Genomic DNA, 17774 nt, shown 5'->3' with positions numbered 1-17774 from the left:
TTAGGTCGCGACGACCGGCGCGCGCTCCACATGGTGGCAGGCGACGCGCCGGCCGGGCGTCGTCGGCAACAGGTCCGGCATCGTGCGGCACACGTCCGTGCGCTTGGCGCAGCGGTCCTGAAAGGGGCAGCCCTCGATGGCGCGGAAGCGGCTCGGCGGCTCGCCGCGCTCCACCGCGCCCGTCACCCGGCTCGCCGCGTCGATGCGGGGCACCGAGGCGATCAGCATCTGCGTATAGGGATGCTGCGGATCGGCGAAGAGGGCCGGTCCATCCCCGATCTCCACGACATGCCCCATGTAGAGGACCGCGACGCGGTCGCTGATCTTCGCCACGACGCCGAGATCGTGGGAGATGAACATCATCGTGAGGCCGAGCCGGGCCTTGAGGTCGGCCAGCAGGTTCAGCACCTGCGCCTGGATCGACACGTCGAGCGCGGAGACCGGCTCGTCGGCGATGATCACGTCCGGCGTCGGCAGGATGGCCCGCGCGATGCCGACGCGCTGGCGCTGTCCGCCCGAGAGTTCGTGCGGGTAGCGGCTCGCGAAGGAGGGGTCGAGGCCGACATGGCTGAGCGCCTCGCCGACCATCTCCTTGCGCCGCTTGGCGTTCGGGAAGATGCCGTGAATGTCGCCCGTCTCGGCGACGCTGTCCTCCACCGAGCGGCGCGGATTGAGCGAGGCGTAGGGGTCCTGGAAGACCATGCGCAGCTTGAGGCGCGCGGCCTTCAGCGCCGCCCCGTGGCGGTGGGCGATGTCGGTGCCGCCGAAGCGGATCTCGCCCTCGTCCGCCTTCTCGAGGCCGATGATCATGCGCCCGACCGTGGTCTTGCCGCAGCCCGACTCGCCGACGATGCCGAGCACCTCGCCCTCCCGGAGCGCGAGCGAGACGCTGTTGACGGCGGTGATCGTGTAGGTCTTGCCCGCGCGGCGGGCGCGGAAGCGCTTGGTGAGGTCGCGCAGCTCCAGGATCGGGGCGGTGGCGGGACCGGGCGCGGTCGAGGGATCAGGCATGGAGCGCCCCCACATTGAGGGGGAAATGGCAAAGGGCGGTGTGCTCGCCGACCCTCACCAATGGGACGGGCCCCTCCCGGCAGGGCGGCCCGGCGCGCGAGCAGCGCGGCGAGAACGGGCAGCCGGACGTCACCTCGTTGGGGCGGGGCGCCTGGCCGGGGATCGTGACGAGCGGCTCGTGGCCGGTCGACGGGTCCGGCACGCACGCCATCAGCCCCGCCGTATAGGGGTGGAGGGGCGCGGCGAAGATCGTGCGCACGCTGCCGGTCTCCACGATCTGACCCGCATACATCACCGCGACGCGGTCGGCGAGCTGGGAGACGACGCCGAGATCGTGGGTGATGAAGAGGATGCCCATGTGGAGCCGGTCGCAAAGATCCCTGAGGAGGCCGAGGATCTGGAGCTGGACGGTCACGTCGAGCGCGGTCGTCGGCTCGTCGGCGATCAGCACCTTCGGGCGGCAGGCGAGCGCGATCGCGATCATCACGCGCTGGCGCATGCCGCCGGAGAGTTCGTGCGGGTAAGCGCCGGCCTGGAGGGCGGCGTCGGGCAGGCGCACGAGCTCCATAAGCTCCTGCGTGCGCTTGCGCACATCGGCGTCGGGGTCGTGGACCTTGATCGCCTCGGCGATCTGGTCGCCGATCCGGCGCACGGGGTTCAGCGAGGTCATCGGCTCCTGGAAGATCATCGCGACGTCGCCATTGCCCTTCTTCACCCGCTCATAGGGCGTTGCGTGGGTGATGTCGGCGCCGTCGATCGTGATGTGGCCGCCGGTCACGCGTGTGCGCGGCTTTTCGAGGAGGCCCATCACGGCGAGTGAAGTCATGGACTTGCCCGAGCCCGATTCGCCGACGAGGCCGAGGATCTCACCCGGCCCGATGGAGAAGGAGACACCGCGCACGATGTCGAGCGGGCCGAGCGCGGTCCCGACGGAGACGACGAGGTCTTCGACGACGAGCATCCTCTACATCCTCTTCCGGTTGCCCATCGCCTCGCGGAAGCGCGGGTCCATGTGGTCGCGCAGCGCGTCGCCGGTGAGGTTCAGGGAGAAGGCGGTGAGCGCGATCATCATGCCGGGGAAGAAGAGGAGCCAGGGCGCGCGCGTGATGTAGAGGCGGGATTCGGCGAGCATGTTGCCCCAGCTCGGGATGTCGGGCGGCGTGCCGAGGCCGAGAAAGTCGAGCGAGGCCGCGCCGAGCTGGGCGAAGGCGAAGACGAAGCTCGCCTGGACGAGGAGCGGCGAGATCATGTTGGGCAGGATGTGCTTGCGGATCGTCCAGACCGTCCCCGCGCCCATCGACTGGGCCGCCTCGACATAGGTCTCCTCGCGCAGGCGCAGCGTGACGCCGTAGACGATGCGCGCGGTGGTCGTGAGATAGACGACGCCGATCGCGAGGATCGCGTTCGCGACGCCCCGGCCGAGGATGACGATGAGGCCGAGCGCGAGGAGGAGGGACGGGAACGCCATCAGCACGTCGACGCCGCGCATCAGGATGCGGCCGAGCCGCGGGTAGAGGGCGGAGACGACGCCGATCGGCACCCCCGTCATCAGCGCGAAGCCGACGACGCCGATGCCGATGAGGAGGGCGAGGCGCGCCCCGTAGACGACGCGCGAGAAGGTGTCGCGGCCGAAATGGTCGGTGCCGAACCAGTGCTCGGCGTTCGGCGGCACGAGACGGTTCAGCGAATCGATCTCGAGCGGGGCGTAGGGCGCGATCAGCGGCGAGGCGAGCGCGAAGACGACGACGACGGCGAGGAAGAGGAGCCCGAACGCCGTGAGCGGGCGCGACAGCGCCGCGTCGAAGAGACCGTGGAGCGTCGCTGTCATTCGAGTTCAACCCGCGGATCGAGGAAGCGGTAGGAGATGTCCACCAGGAGGTTCAGGACGAGGTAGAGGCAGACGATCACGAGGATGACCCCCTGGATGACCGGATAGTCGCGCCGCAGGATCGACTGGACGACGGTGCGCCCGATGCCGGGGAGCGCGAACACCGTCTCGGTGACGACCGCCTCCGAGATCAGCGCGGCGAAGGTGAAGCCGAAGGCCGACACCACGACGAGGAGCGCGTTGCGCAGGATGTGGCGGACCGTGACCTGGCGCGGGCTGATGCCCTTCGCACGCGCGGTGCGGACATAGTCCTCCTTCGACACGTCGAGCATGCTCGCGCGGGTGAGGCGCAGGATCAGAGCGGCGTTGGGCGTCGCGAGCGCAAGGCTCGGCAGGAGGAGATAGCGCAGGTTCGCAAGCCCCCCCTCGTCGAAGATCGAGGGATAGCCCGATGAGGGCAGCCAGCCGAGCTGCGCGGCGAACACGAGGATGAGGTAGAGGCCGACCCAGAAGGTCGGGATCGAGGCGAGCAGCATCGCAAGGCCGGACAGGCCCTGGTCGAGCCAGCTCCCCCGCCGCATCGCCGCAATGACGCCGACCGGGACGCCGATGAGGACGACCCAGACCATCGTGATGGAGGCGAGCAGGATGCTCGTCTCCGCCCCGTCGGCGATCACCGAGGTGACCGGCTCGTCGAAGAAGATCGAGCGGCCGAGATCGCCCTGCAGCGCGTTCCCCGCCCAGTAGAAATACTGGATGAAGAGAGGCTCATCGAGGCCGAGCTTGGTGCGCAGGGCGGCGACCTGGTCGGGCGTCGCCGCGTCGCCGAGCATGACGGCCGCCGGCTCGCCCGGGATCAGGTGGATGAAGATGAAGATGAGAACGGATGCGGCGACGAGCGTCGCCGCCGCCGCAACCGTTCGCTTCAGGATGTAACCCCACATCGGCGGGTCAGAGGCCGGATGCTGGGCGGGTTACTTCGTGGCCCCCCAGAAATAGGGGAAGGCGGGGGCACGGTCCCACGTCGTCTTCAGCGCCGGCGAGGCGATGTCGAACGAGAAGACGTCGCCGACCTTCACGGCCGGGATCTGCTCGTAGACGAGGGCCTGGGTGGTCGCCCACGCCGCCTCACGTTCTTCGAGATCGGATGTGCCGACGAGCTTGGCGAGGTCCGCATTGCGCTCGTCCGTCGTCCACCAGCCGGGATAGCTCGCGTTCATGAAGGTGAGGAGCACCGGGTCCGGGGAGGGGCCGTGGTGCGTCATGAACATGTCCCACGCGCCCGGCTCGCCGCGCTCCTTGAGGAGCGTCGCCCAGTCGGTGACGTTCAGCTCGACGTTGATGCCGGCCTTGGCGAGCTGCTGCTTGAAGACGTTCGCCTGGTCGAAATGCTGCTGGTAGTTGGTGGAGACGAGGAGCGAGATCGGCTCGCCCTTGTAGCCGGCCTCGGCGGCGAGGTTCTTCGCCTTCTCCGGGTCGTTCTGGTTGTAGTTCTCGGTGCCGGCCTCGGTGTACCAGACATTGCCTTCCGGGAAGATCGACCCCTGCGCGGAGAAGAGCTCCTCGTCGCCGACGGAGATCTGCAGCGCCTCGGTCATGTTGAGCGCGGCGAGGACCGCCTGGCGCAGCTTGTAGTTCCCGGCGAGGATGCCCTCCTTGCTGTTCATGAACATCAGCCCGAAAATCGGCGCGCTCGAGATGTGCGAGGCGACGGACGGGTCGTCCTTCAGGATGCCGTAGAGGTCGCCGGAGATGTATTCGGCATAGTCGTAGTCGCCGGCCTGGACGCCGCTGACGCGGGTGCTGACGTCGCCGACGGGGATGAATTGAAGCGTCTCGATGGAGGCTTCGCGGGCGCCGGCCGAGCCGTCCGCCGGTTCGCTGCGGGCGGCATAATCATCGAACTTCTGAAGCTCGACGTGCCGGTTCGCGCGCCATTCCACGAACTTGTAGGGGCCGGTGCCGATATAGGCTTCGGGCTTGATCGGCTCGCCGCCGGCGGCCGTCACGATGTCGGCCGGATAGATGACCGGGCCGCCATTCGGGAAGGCGAGGAGGCTCTTCCAGGCGCCGTTCACCTCGGCGAGGGTGATCGTCACCTCGTTGTCGCCGGTCGCCTCGATGGAACTCGCGTTCAGCGTCTTGCCGCGCGCGCCGAACTCGACCCAGCGGTTGAGCGAAGCCGCGACGTCCTCGGCGTTCATCTCCTTGCCGTTGTGGAAGGGGACGCCGGTGCGCAGCGTGATGACGATCGTCTTGCCGTCCTCCGACACCGTCTCGCCCTCGGCGAGCATCGGCTGCGGGGCGCCGGTGCTGTCGAACGCGTAGAGCGTCTCGAACATGTTCTGGGCAATCGTGGTGGCGAGGGTCGCGGTGCCCATCTGAACGTCGAGGCTCGGCGGCTCGCCGATGGTGGCGTAGCGCAGCGTCGCCGCCTCTGCCTCGCTCGCGGGCCAGGCGCCGGCGGACGCCAAGGCGATCAGCGCGGCGCAACCGAGGATCAATGACCGTTTTTTCCGTCCGGCGTTCATAGTGTTCGCTCCCTGTTGGTTGTCGTGCGACGGCATCTTCACGTGCGTTGCAAATTTGTTGCCTAGTTCAGCACGTGGTGCCGCCGTCGATCGCGATCGCCGCTCCCGTCATGAAGCGCGACGCGTCCGAGGCGAGGTAGACCGCGAGCGGGCCGATATCTTCCGGATCCCCCGCGCGGCCGAGGGGAATGTTGCCGACCGCCGCCTCGATGATCTCCGGCTTCTCGCGCAGCCAACGCTGGTTCGGCGCGGTCATGAAGAGGCCGGGGCAGATGGCGTTGACGGTGATGGCGTGCGGGGCCCAGTCGACGGCGGCGGCGCGGGTGAACTGCACGATCGCCGCCTTCGCGGTCTCATAGTGCCGCCCGCCGATGCCGCGCCCGACGCGGGACGCGTTGCTGGAGGCGATGTTGATCACCCGCCCGCCGCGCCCGGCCGCGATCATCCCCGCCCCGATCACGCGCGTGCAGGTGACGGCGGCGGTGAGGTTGAGGTCCATGAGCCGGCGCCAGCTCTCCAGCGTCTGCTCCTCGATCTTCACGTTCTCGCGCCGTCCGCCGACATTGTTGACGAGGATGTCGATGGGGCCGGCCTCGGCGAGGGCGCGCGTAGAGACGGCCTCCGCGATCTCGGGCTCGGCGATGTCGGCGGGATAGGTCCACACGGTGCGGCCCATCGCGCGGATGTCGTCGGCGGTCGCGTCGAGATCATCGGACGGGCGCGCGACGAGGACGATGTCGGCCCCCACATCGGCGAGCGCGAGCGCGATCTCGCGTCCGAGACCCCGGCTCGAGCCGGTCACGAGTGCGCGCCTTCCATCGAGGCGAAAACGGTCGAGTACGCTCACATCGTCTCCCGGCTCTCTCGTTGCCCTTGTGGCGCACCCACACAAAGCAGCCTTGTTCTTATTCGCACTATACGAAGACGAATGGATGGATGCTGTCCAGTAAGCGCGGAAAATTCTTGCCGTGCGGCGCACCGATCCGCCCGAAAATTTCGGCGATCGACCCGCGCGGACCCGCGCGTCAGGCCGGTTTTGCGGAGGGACGGCCGCGTGGCCAGGTGATTTCCACAAGCACCGATCCGGACACCACGACGATGGCGACAAGCTGCAGCCAGGTCGGGCTGTCGCCGAGGAAGAGGATCGCGAGGAAGGCGGCGATGACCGGCTTCAGGAAGAAGAGGTAGGAGGCGCGCGTCATGTCGGGCGCGGCCGCGAGCCCGCCGAGCCACATGAGCTGCGTCACCGTCGTGTTCCAGAGGCCGAGGACGAGGAGGGACCAGACCGCCGTCGCCGGCCGGTCGGTGAGGGTGAGCGGATTGACCCAGCGTCCCCAGAAGAGGCCGACCCCGACCCAGAGCCCCACCGCGCCGATGGTGATCGCGAGCGTCGTCGTGCGCATCGCCCCGTGCCGCACCATCAGGGGCTTCGCCATCACCGAGAAGATCGCGACGAGGGCCGCGCACAGCGTCGCCATCAGGACGCCCCAGAGGGAGGAGCCGCCGGCCGAGAGAACATCGAGCGTGCCGTCGGTCAGCAGCGTCGTGACGCCGAGGACCGCGAGCGCCCCGGTGATCATCTTCACCGTGGAGATCGGGGTGCGGTTGATCACGAGATTGGCGAGGCCGACGAAGATCGGGATCGTCGTCACGAGGGTCGCGACCTGGATGACGCTCGCGAAGTCGAGCGACCAGTGGAAGAAGAGGTAGGCGAGCGACACGCCGACGAGCGACAGCGGCACAAGCTTGCGCCAATCTTCGCGCAGCGGGGTGAGGAGGTCGCGCGTGTCGGGCCGGGAGAGCGACCAGAGCAGCAGGCCCGCCGCGCCGATGACGTAGCGCCATACCGAGACCTCGGGCCCGGCCATCCCGGTGAGCTTGGCGAAGAATTCCGAGCTCGCGTGGCCGCAGACCCCGATGAAGACCGCGAGATAGGCCCAGCGCGCGGGGATGTTCATCGCCCTTCGATCTCCGCCCCGAACTCGGCGAGACTGTCGGCGAGCGGCTCCGGCCGCTCCAGCGGGAGGAGGTGGCCGGCATCCTCCCAATCCTCGCGCCGCGCGTCGGGCAGGCGCGCGAAGAGGCGGTCGATCACCTCCGGATCGCGGAAGACGCGGTCCTGCATCCCGGTGATGGAGAGGACGGGTAGGTCGAGCGAGGCCCAGTCGAAGCCCCAGTCGGTCGCCACCGAGTGGCGCATGAGGTTCGCGTGGCCGTGCGCGGGGTCGAGCGGTGCGTAGCCGCCTTTCAGGTAGTTCGGGCGCATCCGGGCTGCGAACTCCTGGTTGGTGAGGAGCGGCATCATCAGCCCCATGAAGAGGGCGGCGCCGCCGGTCGCGACATAGTGGGGGAGGGCGTCGTTGATCCAGGCGATGCGCGGGTTGATCTCGCGCAGCGTGTTGAGGAGGACGAGCCCTTCGGCGGCCGCCCCTTTCGCGTACGCCTGCGCGGCGTAGAGGCCGCCGATGGAGAGGCCCGTCAGGATCGGGCGCGCCGGGCGCACCGCGCCGACGAGGCGGACGAGGTCGTCGACGATCAGCGCGTTGGTGAGGTCCAACGCCGGGTCGAAGCGGGACTTGTCCTGCCCGCGAAAATTGTAGCTGAGCGTGCCGAATCCGCGGTCGCGGAGCGCCGGCGCGACGGCCGCCTCCCAATGATCGGTCGATCCCGTCAGCGCGTTGACGAAGACGAACGTCGGTGCGCCGGCCCGCTGCGGCGTTGAATGAATGAAGTAAATCGCATTCCCGCCGTCGAGTTCGAGCTCTGCCATCGGAGCGCCTCTTCGGGATTACGCACGAAGTATGCGATGCGGCGAGCCAATTGTCCAAGAGAAAGCCGTCACGAATGCGTTGGAATGACGATTGTGCGATGCAATCGCGTGGAAGATCGACTTTATTCCAATGCCACGTTGCCTGCGTCGAACTCAGTGAATGGTATCCACGGGGCTAGCTTTCTTGCAACTGCGCGGCAGGGTGAGGTGGAGCGCGACGGCACCTTGGGATTATTTCTATTCACGGAAGCCCATGAGGATTGTTGACAATTCTGTCGCCACGCTTAGCCTTCCCGCAAACGACAAGACGGGCATCAAGCCCAGAACAGGGAGGACGAGCGTCCATGGCCGGATTCGGACATTTCGCAGTCGAGCACACCGCACATCCTGCGCCGCGCGGGCGCGGCCTTCTGAGAGAGCGCCTCGGCACGGCGCTCGGCCGCGTCGGCGGCGCGCTGTCGACCTTCGCGCTTGCCGCGGCCCTCGGCGTCGGCACGGTCTTCGGCGGGAGCGCTGAGGCGCAGGAGGTGCAGCTCACCTTCGCGAGCCCCTACCCCGAGGCGCTCTTCCACGTCCAGAATATCCGCAAGTTCATCGAGGATCTGGAGACGTCCTCGAACGGGCGCATCAAGATCAATTTCTACCCTGCCCAGTCGCTCTTCAACCACTCCGAGGCGATGCAGGCGGTGCGCACCGGCCAGGTCGACCTCGCCGAGTTGCAGCTCACCCAGTTCGCGAACCAGGAAGAGCTCTACAATGTCGAGGCGCTGCCCTATCTCGCGAGCAGCTTCGACGAGGCGATGCTGCTGTGGGACATCGCGCTTCCGGCCATCACGGAGCGGCTGAAGCGTGACCGCATCATGCCGCTCTACACCGTGCCGTGGCCGCCCCAGGCGTTCTACGCGAACAAGGAGCTGACGAAGGCCGACGACATGACCGGCCTCAAATTCCGCGTCTACAACCCGATCGGCGCGCGCATGGCCGAGGCGCTCGGCGCCGAGCCCGTGCTCGTCGGCGGCGGCGAGGTGCCCCAGGCCTTCTCCACCGGCATGATCGATTCCATGATCACGTCCTCTGCCTTCGGCGCGTCCGCCTCCGCGTGGGACTATGTCGACGTCTTCAACGACGTGCAGGCCTGGTTCGGCTACGACCAGATCGTCATGAACATCCGCTCCTTCCAGAACCTGCCGGAAGACCTCCAGCAGGTCGTGATCGACGCCTCCAAGCGCGCCGCCGAGCGGGGCTTCCAGATGGCCAAGGACGCCCATGTCGGCGAGATGAAGACGCTCGAGGACAACGGCATGAAGGTCGTCGACGGCAACCCGGACTTCGTGGCCGCCGCGCGTGAGGCGACGAAGCCGATCATCGAGGACTGGATCAAGGCGGTCGGCCCGACGGGGCAGGAGATCGTCGAGACCTTCCGCGCCAAGACCGGCCAGTAGGCCCGGACCCGCTCCCCCGATGCGCGTACTCGGCGCCATCTACACCGCCGGCCTCGTCCTGGCCGGCGCGTGCGTCGCCCTGACGACGCTCCTCGTCCTTCTCCAGGTCGGCGGGCGTCTCGTCGGTGTGCTCGTCCCCGCGGTCCCCGAGATCGCGGGCTTCCTCCTCGGCGCGACGATCTTCCTCGCGATGCCCGCCACCATGCGGGCCGGCGAGCAGATCCGCATCACCCTCCTCCTCGACACGATGGCGGGGAAGCTGCGCTGGGTGCTGGAGCTGCTCTTCCGCATCGGCGGGGCGGCGGTCGCCTTCTATCTCGCCTATCGCCTCGCGATCCTCGCCTACGATTCGTGGGATTTCGGCGACCGCTCGGCCGGCCTCATCGGCATCCCGGTGTGGATCCCGCAGGTGGCGATGACCATCGGCATCGCGCTCCTCGGCGTGCGCTTCCTGGAGGAGCTCGTGCTGATGGTGACGCGCGGCTCGCTCATCTCCTACGACCTCCATTCGCCGTCCGGCTCATGATGCGCGCGATGGGTCCGCCGCAAGGAGCCCGCCGCCGCGCACGGCCCGCGCCGTCCCGTCTCGCGCGCCCCCGCGCCAAGAAATCGATGTAGCACCATGGAAATCCTACAGGCGCTGGCGCTCTGCGCGCTGCTCTTCGCGCTCCTCGGCCTCGGTGTGGGCGTCGCGATCACCCTCGTGATCGTCGGCATCGCCGGGCTCTATTTCCTCTCCAACGCGCCGATCGGCCCGGTGATCTCCACCGCGATCTGGGGCGCCACCACCATCTGGACGCTCGCCGCGCTCCCGCTCTTCATCTGGATGGGCGAGATCCTCTACCGCACGCGCCTGTCGGACGACATGTTCCGCGGCCTCACCCCGTGGGTGAGCCGCCTGCCGGGCGGGCTCCTCCACGTCAACAATGTCGGCTCCGGCCTCTTCGCCGCCGTCTCCGGCTCCTCGGCGGTGACGGCCGCCACGATCGGCAAGATCTCGCTGCCGGAGCTGCGCGCGCGCGGCTATCCGGACCGCCTCGCCGTCGCGACCCTCGCGGGCGCGGCGACGCTCGGCTTCCTCATCCCGCCGTCGGTCCCCCTCATCGTCTACGGCGTCGGGGCCGAGGTCTCGATCGCGCGCCTCTTCATCGGCGGCCTCGTGCCGGCGGCGATCATCCTCGCCCTCTTCATGATCCTCACCGCGGTGTGGGCGAAGATGCGCGGGGACATGCCGGAGGAGACGCAGACCTACACCTGGGGTGAGAAGTTCAAGGCGCTCCTCCTGCTCCTGCCGGTTCTCGGCCTGATGTTCGTCGTCATCGGCTCGATCTATGCCGGGTGGGCGACGCCGACCGAATCGGCCGCGGTCGGCGTCCTCGGCGCGCTCGTCCTGTCGCTCGCCGGCGGCTCGCTCAACTGGCAGACCCTCGCCGGGAGCCTCATGGGCGCGGCGCGCACGACGTGCATGATCGGCTTCATCGTCGGCGGCGCGAACGTGCTCACCGTGATGTTCAACTATACCGGAATCCCGCTGACGCTCGCGAAGGCCGTCTCCGAGCTCGACCTCAACCCCTACCTCTTCATGGCGGTGCTGACGGCGATCTACCTGATCCTCGGCTGCGTGCTCGAGGGGATCTCGATCATGGTGCTGTCGGCGGCGATCTTCGTGCCGGTGGTGCAGCAGATGGGGTTCGACCTCATCTGGTTCGGCATCTACCTCGTCATCATCATCGAGATGGCGCTGATCACGCCGCCGATCGGCTTCAACCTCTTCGTGATCCAGCAGATATCGAAACGCGACATCCTGTTCATATCGACCGCGGCGCTGCCCTTTTTCGTCACCCTGCTGTTCGCGACCGCGCTGATCACCGTCTTTCCGCAGCTTGTCCTATGGCTGCCGGACCTCATGATGCGATGACGATGCGCACCCTTCCTTTTGGAGACCCCAGATGACCGTCAGCTACGACATCCTCGTCAAAGGTTCGAGCGCGATGCTCGACATCGGCTATATCGGGCTGACGAACCTCACCCTGATCTCGACCGACACGGGGCCGATCCTCGTCGATGTCGGTCACGCGGTGAACTGGAAGGGCCTCGAGGCGGCGCTTGCCGCGCGGGGCATGACGACGAAGGACGTCACTCGCATCTTCCTGTCCCACCTCCACTGCGACCACGTGTTGAACCTCCACATGTTCCCCGAGACGACGGAGGTCTTCGTCAGCCGCGCCGAGTACGAGTACGCCGCGAACCCGCATCCGCAGGATTGCTTCGTGCCCTTCATGGTGCGCGAGCAGGTCGCCAAGTATCGCACGCACTTCCTGGAGGGGTCGGGCGAGCTCGCGCCCGGCGTGCGTTACCTGCCGGCGCCCGGCCACACGCCCGGCTGCATGGCCCTCGTCCTCGACACGCCGGGCGGCAAGACGGTCGTCGCGCAGGACGCGATCAAGTTCCCGAAGGAGGTGTTCGCGCAGCGCGTGAACGACGCCTTCGACACGCCCGAGCGCGCGACGGAGACGATCCGCCACCTCCTCACCCTCGGCGACACGATCATCCCCGGCCACTTCGTGGAGATGCGCCGGGCGGGCGACTCGTGGACCTGGGACACCGCCGCCGAGGTCAATCTGCGCCTGCGCTGACCGGCCGCCTTTCGGCCGCGACCCGTCCGACCTTCCGCCCGCCGGCCGCGCATGCCGGCGGGTGCCTTTGCCCGCGCCAGCGCCATGTCCTATTTTTGATTGGCCAACGCGCCGGCCGCGCTGCAGGTGGGCGGCCATCGGGCGCGGCGTCGGACAGGGACGGTTCATCTCCTCTCGCGCACGCTCCGATGCTTCGGCGATCCGGCCCGGTGAGGACAGTTTTTTTCGCGCATGCGCTCCGCCACCCCCCCTCTCAGCCTCGCACTCCCCAAGCGGCGCCGCGTCCCGTCGATCTCGATCGCGCAGGCGCGGCTGACGAGCGGGCTGATCCTCTTCGCCTTCTGCCTCACCCATTTCAGCAACCACATCCTCGGCATCTTCCTCGTCGGCACGATGGAGGAGTGGCGGGACGTGCTGATGATGCCCTGGCGGATCATCCCCGGCCAGATCCTCCTCTATGGCGCCTTCCTCACCCATCTCTTCCTGGCGCTGCGCACCCTCTTCAAGCGGCGCACCATGCGGATGCCGGTCGGCCAGTGGGTGCAGGTGGCGGCGGGGCTGTCGATCCCGCTCCTCCTCATCGGCCACGTCACCTCCGTGCGCGTCGCCGGATCGCTGTTCGACGCCGAGATCGGTTACCCCAAGGTTCTCCTCGACCAGTGGGTCAACGATCCGAGCGTCGCCATGCAGATGTCGGCGCTCGTCCTCATCGTGTGGACCCACGCCTGCCTCGGGCTCTATTTCTGGCTGCGCCGCTATGTCTGGTACGGCCGCTTCCGCGTCGCCTTCGTGGCGGCGGCGCTGCTCTTTCCGAGCCTCGTCCTCGCCGGCTATTTCGCGAGCGGCAGCGAGACGGTCAATCGCGTCCACGCGAACCCGAAGCTCGCGGCCGAGATCGTGCGCGAGTCGGGCCTCACACCAGCCGACGTGAAAGAGCTGCGTGACCTGCGCATCGACCTGATCCTCATCTATCTCGGCCTTCTCGGCGCGGCGTTCGGGGCGCGGGCGGCGCGCAACATCATCGCCACCTGGCGCAACCCGCTGATCGTCGAATATGCGAGCGGGCGCACGGTGCGCGCGCTCGCCGGCTCATCGATCCTGGAGGTGAGCCGCGCGAACGGGATCCCGCACGCGGCGATCTGCGGGGGGCAGGGACGGTGCTCGACCTGCCGGATCGCGGTGATCTCGGCCGACCGCCCGCTGCCGAAGCCGGGCTCGCAGGAAGCCTCGACGCTGCGGCGCATCGGGGTCGGGCCGGACGTGCGGCTCGCCTGCCAGTTCCGCCCGCGCGGGAGGATCGGCGTGCAGCGCCTCGTGATCGAGGCGAACGAGGCGCAGGACAGCGCCTTCGCCGCCCCGGTGCGCGGGCGGGAGATGGACCTCACGGTGATGGTGGTGGACCTTCGCCGGTCGAGCCGCCTCGCCCAGGAGAAGCTCCCCTACGACGTCCTCTACATCATCGACCGCTTCCTCAACGCCGTGCGCATAGCGGTGCGCGATTCGGGCGGCTATCTCGTCTGCACGACCGGCGACGGGGCCGTCGCGATCTTCGGGTTCGACGTGAACATGCGCCGGGCCGCGCGCGGGGCGCTGCGGGCGGCGGACGCGATCTGGGCCTCGGTCGACCGCATGAACACGGAGCTGGAGGCGGACCTGCCATGGCCGCTCGGCTTCGGCGTCGGGATCGCGGCGGGGCCGTGCATCGTCGGCCATCGCAGCATCGATATCGGGTCGGCGATCAACTTCGTCGGCGACGCCGGCAATATCGCGGCGCGTCTTGAGGAGGCGAGCAAGCAGATCGGCGCGCCGGTGGTGGTGACCGAGGCGGTTGCGGCGAGCGCCGGGCTCGCGGCGGCGGGCGCCGACCGCCGCACACTGGAGCTGCGCGACCGGCTCGTCCCGGTCGACGTCCAGGTCTTCACCCGCCACGGCGCGCTCAGCGAGGCGGTGGCGCCGCTCGAATGACGGGGCGGGTCAGCCGGCGGCTACGGGTTCTGCAGCGAGAAGGCGAAGTGCCGCCGCCTTCGCCGAAAGGGCCGTCGCCGGGTCGCGGTTGAACTGGGCGACCGCGGTCGCGCCCTCGTGGAGCATCGCGATCTCGGCGGCGATGCGCTTCGCGTCGGTATAGCCGGCCGCGTGGGCGAGTTCCTCGAGATAGGCGAGGGTGAGGCGCTTGTGCATCTGCGCGGCGTGGAAGATCGAATTCTTGATGTCGGTGTGCTCGGCCGCGGCGGCGAGGAAGAGACAGCCGCGAAAGCCGTCATCCGCAAACCATTGTGCGAGCCAGTCGAACGTCGCCGGGATCGCGTCCCCCGGCGACTTCGCGTGTGCCTTCACGAAGGCGCGCATCGAGTCGCGCACCCGCTCGTCCTGGCGCGTGATGGTCGCGACGATCAGCTCTTCCTTGGTCGGGAAGTGACGGTAGAGGGTCGTCTTCGCGACGCCGGATCTGGCGACGATGAGATCGACGCCGGTCGCGGCGAAGCCGTGCTCGTTGAAGAGCGTGAAGGCCGTGTCGAGAATGTGATCCCGGATCTCGCTGCGCCGCATGGCCTCCTCCCAATACACAACTGTAGCGATATCTGGCGTTCTGCGTCCATCCCGGCAAGGAGAGGCGGCCGGTTGGCAGACCGTCCACGCACGAATGGCTCGCGAATTCTAACGCCTTTCTCGCGTTCGATCACGTCCATGTGACGTCACTTGGCGGGTCCGAAACGATACCCATCTGTTTCGAAACGATACAGACCGGTATCGTTTGGCAACGCAAAGGACAGACCCATGCAACGCATTCCCTCGATCGATCACGCCTCCGCCACCGGACGCGCCAAGGAGCTGCTCGACGGCGTGAAGGCCGGGCTCGGCGTCGTGCCGAACCTCTTCCGCCTGACGGCCCAGTCGCCGACGGGGCTGGCGGGCCTGCTCGGCTTCCACGCCGCGCTCGCCGGGGGCGAGGTCGACGGGGCGACGCAGGAGCGGATCGCCCTCGCCGTCGCCAACGTGAACGGCTGTGACTACTGCAACGCCGCCCACACCCTCCTCGCCAAGCGCCAGAAGCTCGACGAGGCGGAGATCGCGGCGAACCGTGAGGGCCACTCGGCCGACGCCAAGGCGGATGCCGCCGTCGCCTTCGCCCGCAAGGTCGCGGTGAGCCGCGCCGCGGTCTCGGAGGCCGATATCGCCGCCGTCCGCCAGGCGGGGTGGAGCGATGGCGCGCTCGTGGAGATCGTCCTCCTCGTCGCCTACAACACGGCGACGAATTACCTGAACGAAGCCTTCCAGACCGAGATCGACTTCCCGCTCCCCGCCGTCCCGGCGGCCCGCGCGGCGTAACGATCCGATCGGCCGGCGACGGCCACGCACCGACCCGCGGAGATCCCGCGGGCCGGTGCGCGGTGCGTTCCGCGTCGGGCAAAGGGGTCGGGCGAGGGGAGGGCCTACAGCCCCGCCCGGATCGCCTCCGCCACATGGTCGACGAACGCGTTGGTGCGGGCGGCGATGAAGCGCCCGGCTGGGAAGACGGCGTTGAGCGGCACCGGCGCGCCCTCATAGTCGGTCAGAAGCGGCACGATGCGGCCCTCGGCGAGCGCGTCGGCGAAGAGGAAATGCGGGTGGTAGGAGACGCCGATCCCGTCGAGCGTCGCCGCGCGCACGATGTCCGTGCCGTCGCAGCGGAGCGTGCCGCCCACCGCGACCGTCTCGGTCCCGTCCGGTCCGGTGAAGGTCCAGCGGGCGGGCTGGCGTCCGGTGCCGAGCACGATGCAGTTGAGATCGGCAAGGTCCGCCGGCCGCGCCGGCGCGCCGAAGCGCGCGACGAAGTCGGGCGCGGCGTAGGCGCGGCGGGGATAGTCGCACACCTTGCGCGCGCGCATCCCCGAGTCCGGCAGCGCGCCGAGGCGGAAGGCGACGTCGATGCCCCCCTCAACGAGATCGACCACGCGGTCCTCTACCCGGAGCTGAAGCGTCACCAGCGGGTGCGCGCGCATGAAGGGGCCGAGGAGCGGGGCGAGCACGAGGCGGGCGAAGGCCGTCGGCGCCGCGACGGTGATCGCGCCGGAAGGCGCGGCCGCGCGCCGGCCGACCCGCGCCTCCGCCTCGTCGAACGCCTCCAGCAGGCCGCGCGCGTCGTTGTAGAACCTCACCCCGTCATCGCTGAGCGCGATCGCGCGCGTCGTGCGCTGGATGAGCTGCGCGCCGAGCCGCGCCTCCAGCGCCTTCACCGAGCGTGTGACGGCCGGCTGCGTCATCCCGAGATCATGCGCGGCGCGCGTGAAGCTGCCGAGCTCGGCCACCCTGACGAACACTTCCAGCGCACGGATGCGGTCATACCCCATGCCTCAGACTCATAAATCATAGGCATTGTGGATCAATTATAATCTCGGCATCGCATCGCGATCTCCCACCCACCGGCGGATCAACCGCCCGGACGAAAGGGAGAGACCGGTATGATGATGACCCCCACCGATCGGATCGCGGTCGGACCCTTGATGCTGCCCTCGCTGAGCCTGCGCACGCTCTGGACGATGATCGTCGCGGGCTCGGTGGCGACCGTCGCGTTCGACTTCTTCGGACAGGCGCTCTCGCCGATGCTGGGGTTCGCGAACCTTGCCCCCGTGCCGCTCGCCACCCAATCCTGGCAGGTTCTCTTCGGCGAGGCCTATGCGCCGGGCGGCCACCTGATGCACTATGTGGCGGGCCTCGTCGCCTATCCGCTCGGCTGGATGCTTCTTGCCCGGCCGATCGCAGAGCGCGTCGCCCCGCAGCTTCACTGGTTCGTCGCGGCAACGGCCTACGGGGTGCTTCTCTGGGTGTTCGCGCTCTATATCATGGCCCATCTTGTGGCCGGAAATCCCGCCTTCCTCGGCTTCACGGGGATCACCTGGGTGGCGCTCGTCGGCCATGTCCTGTTCGCCTGGGTGGCCGCGGCGGTCGACGTCGCCCGGCGCCCGTAGGCGGCGCGAAGGGAAGGGGACGCATGTCCTTCACCGCCGAAGTCCCCGCGATCGGCTCCGGCCGGGGCTTCACCACCGGGCTCGGCCGGGCGCTCGCGGGCAATCCGGCCGCCCGCGAGGCCTACGCGGCCCTCTCGGCCGCCTTCGCGAAGGGGACGCTGACGCCGGTCGAGCGGCACGTCGCCCTTCTCGCCGCCGCGCGGGCGACGGGTTCGCCCTATTGCGTCGCCGTCCACAGCGCCCTCGCGGCGGCCGACGGCGTCGCGCCCGACCTGCTCGACGCCTCGCGCACCGGCGGCCCGCTCGCCGACCCCCGCCTCGAGGCGCTGCGCGCGGCCACCGTCGCGCTCGCCTCCGGCACGCCGGGGGATGCCGTGATCGCCCCGCTCGCCGCGGCGGGGTACGACCGCGAGGTCGCCCTGCAACTCGCCGTCGCGGTCGCGGCGAAAACCTTCTCGGCGCGCGCCGCCGAGATCACCGGAACGCCCCTCGACGACGTCTTCAAGCCCTATTCGTGGCGGCCGACGCGTGGCGGGCGAACGGGCGCCTGACCCAAACCCACCCCGCCGCCCGGCCGCCACATGCGGCCGGCGGCGTTCCTGCCTTC

General features: G+C 68.8%; 18 protein-coding genes. 8 read left to right on the top strand and 10 right to left on the bottom strand.

Translation table 11 applies throughout. The features are described 5' to 3' along the window. The 8 genes from DBV35_RS16345 to DBV35_RS16310 form a co-directional block, all read right to left on the bottom strand. Positions 1-1011, bottom strand: a complete 1011-nt coding sequence (locus DBV35_RS16345; protein ID WP_108661979.1) for an ABC transporter ATP-binding protein — start codon at positions 1009-1011, stop codon at positions 1-3. Beyond that, positions 1004-1972, bottom strand: coding sequence for an ABC transporter ATP-binding protein (locus tag DBV35_RS16340; RefSeq protein ID WP_108661372.1), 969 nt, complete (start codon positions 1970-1972; stop codon positions 1004-1006). The genes DBV35_RS16345 and DBV35_RS16340 overlap by 8 nt, the downstream gene beginning before the upstream one ends. 3 nt (positions 1973-1975) lie before the next feature. Next, positions 1976-2839 carry an ABC transporter permease gene (locus tag DBV35_RS16335; protein ID WP_108661371.1) on the bottom strand — a complete coding sequence of 288 codons (864 nt, stop codon included), beginning with the start codon at positions 2837-2839 and terminating at the stop codon, positions 1976-1978. Continuing rightward, positions 2836-3783 carry an ABC transporter permease gene (locus tag DBV35_RS16330; RefSeq protein ID WP_108661370.1) on the bottom strand — a complete coding sequence of 316 codons (948 nt, stop codon included), beginning with the start codon at positions 3781-3783 and terminating at the stop codon, positions 2836-2838. The genes DBV35_RS16335 and DBV35_RS16330 overlap by 4 nt, the downstream gene beginning before the upstream one ends. A 30-nt stretch (positions 3784-3813) precedes the next feature. Then, a complete protein-coding gene (locus DBV35_RS16325) occupies positions 3814-5343 on the bottom strand; it encodes an ABC transporter substrate-binding protein (RefSeq protein ID WP_157961796.1) in 1530 nt (509 codons plus the stop codon). A 94-nt stretch (positions 5344-5437) separates the two neighbouring features. Then, the gene (locus DBV35_RS16320; RefSeq protein ID WP_108661368.1) at positions 5438-6217 is read right to left on the bottom strand and encodes an SDR family NAD(P)-dependent oxidoreductase; all 780 of its coding nucleotides are present in this window, start codon (positions 6215-6217) and stop codon (positions 5438-5440) included. A 178-nt stretch (positions 6218-6395) separates the two neighbouring features. Continuing rightward, positions 6396-7328, bottom strand: coding sequence for a DMT family transporter (locus tag DBV35_RS16315; protein WP_108661367.1), 933 nt, complete (start codon positions 7326-7328; stop codon positions 6396-6398). Continuing rightward, entirely contained in the window at positions 7325-8140 is an 816-nt protein-coding gene (locus tag DBV35_RS16310) for an alpha/beta fold hydrolase (RefSeq protein ID WP_108661366.1), read from the bottom strand. Before DBV35_RS16310 ends, DBV35_RS16315 begins: the two co-directional genes overlap by 4 nt. A 344-nt stretch (positions 8141-8484) precedes the next feature. Between DBV35_RS16310 and DBV35_RS16305 the strand changes: the two genes are divergently transcribed. The 5 genes from DBV35_RS16305 to DBV35_RS16285 all read left to right on the top strand — a co-directional run bounded on the left by DBV35_RS16305 (position 8485) and on the right by DBV35_RS16285 (position 14183). Next, complete coding sequence (locus DBV35_RS16305; RefSeq protein ID WP_108661365.1) at positions 8485-9582, top strand: TRAP transporter substrate-binding protein; 1098 nt, start codon at positions 8485-8487, stop codon at positions 9580-9582. A gap of 19 nt (positions 9583-9601) precedes the next feature. Continuing rightward, entirely contained in the window at positions 9602-10108 is a 507-nt protein-coding gene (locus DBV35_RS16300; protein WP_108661364.1) for a TRAP transporter small permease, read from the top strand. A gap of 96 nt (positions 10109-10204) precedes the next feature. Beyond that, positions 10205-11500, top strand: coding sequence for a TRAP transporter large permease (locus DBV35_RS16295; protein ID WP_108661363.1), 1296 nt, complete (start codon positions 10205-10207; stop codon positions 11498-11500). Positions 11501-11531: 31 nt separating this feature from the next. Next, the gene (locus DBV35_RS16290; RefSeq protein WP_108661362.1) at positions 11532-12218 is read left to right on the top strand and encodes an MBL fold metallo-hydrolase; all 687 of its coding nucleotides are present in this window, start codon (positions 11532-11534) and stop codon (positions 12216-12218) included. A gap of 231 nt (positions 12219-12449) precedes the next feature. After that, entirely contained in the window at positions 12450-14183 is a 1734-nt protein-coding gene (locus DBV35_RS16285) for an adenylate/guanylate cyclase domain-containing protein (protein ID WP_108661361.1), read from the top strand. A 9-nt stretch (positions 14184-14192) separates the two neighbouring features. Here the strand turns inward: DBV35_RS16285 and DBV35_RS16280 are convergent, their stop codons facing one another. Beyond that, on the bottom strand, positions 14193-14768 hold the full coding sequence (locus DBV35_RS16280) for a TetR/AcrR family transcriptional regulator (RefSeq protein ID WP_108661360.1): 576 nt from the start codon (positions 14766-14768) through the stop codon (positions 14193-14195). A 228-nt stretch (positions 14769-14996) separates the two neighbouring features. On the opposite strand from DBV35_RS16280, the gene DBV35_RS16275 reads away from it, so the two are divergent. Continuing rightward, positions 14997-15548, top strand: a complete 552-nt coding sequence (locus DBV35_RS16275; protein ID WP_108661359.1) for a carboxymuconolactone decarboxylase family protein — start codon at positions 14997-14999, stop codon at positions 15546-15548. A 104-nt stretch (positions 15549-15652) separates the two neighbouring features. Here DBV35_RS16275 and DBV35_RS16270 read toward each other — a convergent pair whose 3' ends face one another. After that, on the bottom strand, positions 15653-16549 hold the full coding sequence (locus DBV35_RS16270; protein ID WP_108661358.1) for a LysR family transcriptional regulator: 897 nt from the start codon (positions 16547-16549) through the stop codon (positions 15653-15655). Positions 16550-16660: 111 nt separating this feature from the next. On the opposite strand from DBV35_RS16270, the gene DBV35_RS16265 reads away from it, so the two are divergent. Then, positions 16661-17167, top strand: a complete 507-nt coding sequence (locus DBV35_RS16265; protein ID WP_211099991.1) for a hypothetical protein — start codon at positions 16661-16663, stop codon at positions 17165-17167. A gap of 23 nt (positions 17168-17190) precedes the next feature. Further along, entirely contained in the window at positions 17191-17718 is a 528-nt protein-coding gene (locus tag DBV35_RS16260) for a carboxymuconolactone decarboxylase family protein (RefSeq protein WP_108661357.1), read from the top strand. Positions 17719-17774 lie beyond the last annotated feature (56 nt).

The organism is Acuticoccus kandeliae, from assembly GCF_003073115.1.
The sequence above is the reverse complement of the archived record's forward strand: the minus strand, read 5'-3'. Positions and strand labels throughout refer to the sequence as shown.

Coding starts and splice junctions, on each gene's coding strand:
- DBV35_RS16330 (WP_108661370.1), bottom strand. CDS start 3,783: ATGTGGGGTTACATCCTGAAGCGAACGGTTGCGGCGGCGGCGACGCTC.
- DBV35_RS16315 (WP_108661367.1), bottom strand. CDS start 7,328: ATGAACATCCCCGCGCGCTGGGCCTATCTCGCGGTCTTCATCGGGGTC.
- DBV35_RS16290 (WP_108661362.1), top strand. CDS start 11,532: ATGACCGTCAGCTACGACATCCTCGTCAAAGGTTCGAGCGCGATGCTC.
- DBV35_RS16285 (WP_108661361.1), top strand. CDS start 12,450: ATGCGCTCCGCCACCCCCCCTCTCAGCCTCGCACTCCCCAAGCGGCGC.
- DBV35_RS16280 (WP_108661360.1), bottom strand. CDS start 14,768: ATGCGGCGCAGCGAGATCCGGGATCACATTCTCGACACGGCCTTCACG.
- DBV35_RS16295 (WP_108661363.1), top strand. CDS start 10,205: ATGGAAATCCTACAGGCGCTGGCGCTCTGCGCGCTGCTCTTCGCGCTC.
- DBV35_RS16265 (WP_211099991.1), top strand. CDS start 16,661: ATGATGATGACCCCCACCGATCGGATCGCGGTCGGACCCTTGATGCTG.
- DBV35_RS16270 (WP_108661358.1), bottom strand. CDS start 16,549: ATGGGGTATGACCGCATCCGTGCGCTGGAAGTGTTCGTCAGGGTGGCC.
- DBV35_RS16345 (WP_108661979.1), bottom strand. CDS start 1,011: ATGCCTGATCCCTCGACCGCGCCCGGTCCCGCCACCGCCCCGATCCTG.
- DBV35_RS16335 (WP_108661371.1), bottom strand. CDS start 2,839: ATGACAGCGACGCTCCACGGTCTCTTCGACGCGGCGCTGTCGCGCCCG.
- DBV35_RS16310 (WP_108661366.1), bottom strand. CDS start 8,140: ATGGCAGAGCTCGAACTCGACGGCGGGAATGCGATTTACTTCATTCAT.
- DBV35_RS16260 (WP_108661357.1), top strand. CDS start 17,191: ATGTCCTTCACCGCCGAAGTCCCCGCGATCGGCTCCGGCCGGGGCTTC.
- DBV35_RS16340 (WP_108661372.1), bottom strand. CDS start 1,972: ATGCTCGTCGTCGAAGACCTCGTCGTCTCCGTCGGGACCGCGCTCGGC.
- DBV35_RS16305 (WP_108661365.1), top strand. CDS start 8,485: ATGGCCGGATTCGGACATTTCGCAGTCGAGCACACCGCACATCCTGCG.
- DBV35_RS16275 (WP_108661359.1), top strand. CDS start 14,997: ATGCAACGCATTCCCTCGATCGATCACGCCTCCGCCACCGGACGCGCC.
- DBV35_RS16300 (WP_108661364.1), top strand. CDS start 9,602: ATGCGCGTACTCGGCGCCATCTACACCGCCGGCCTCGTCCTGGCCGGC.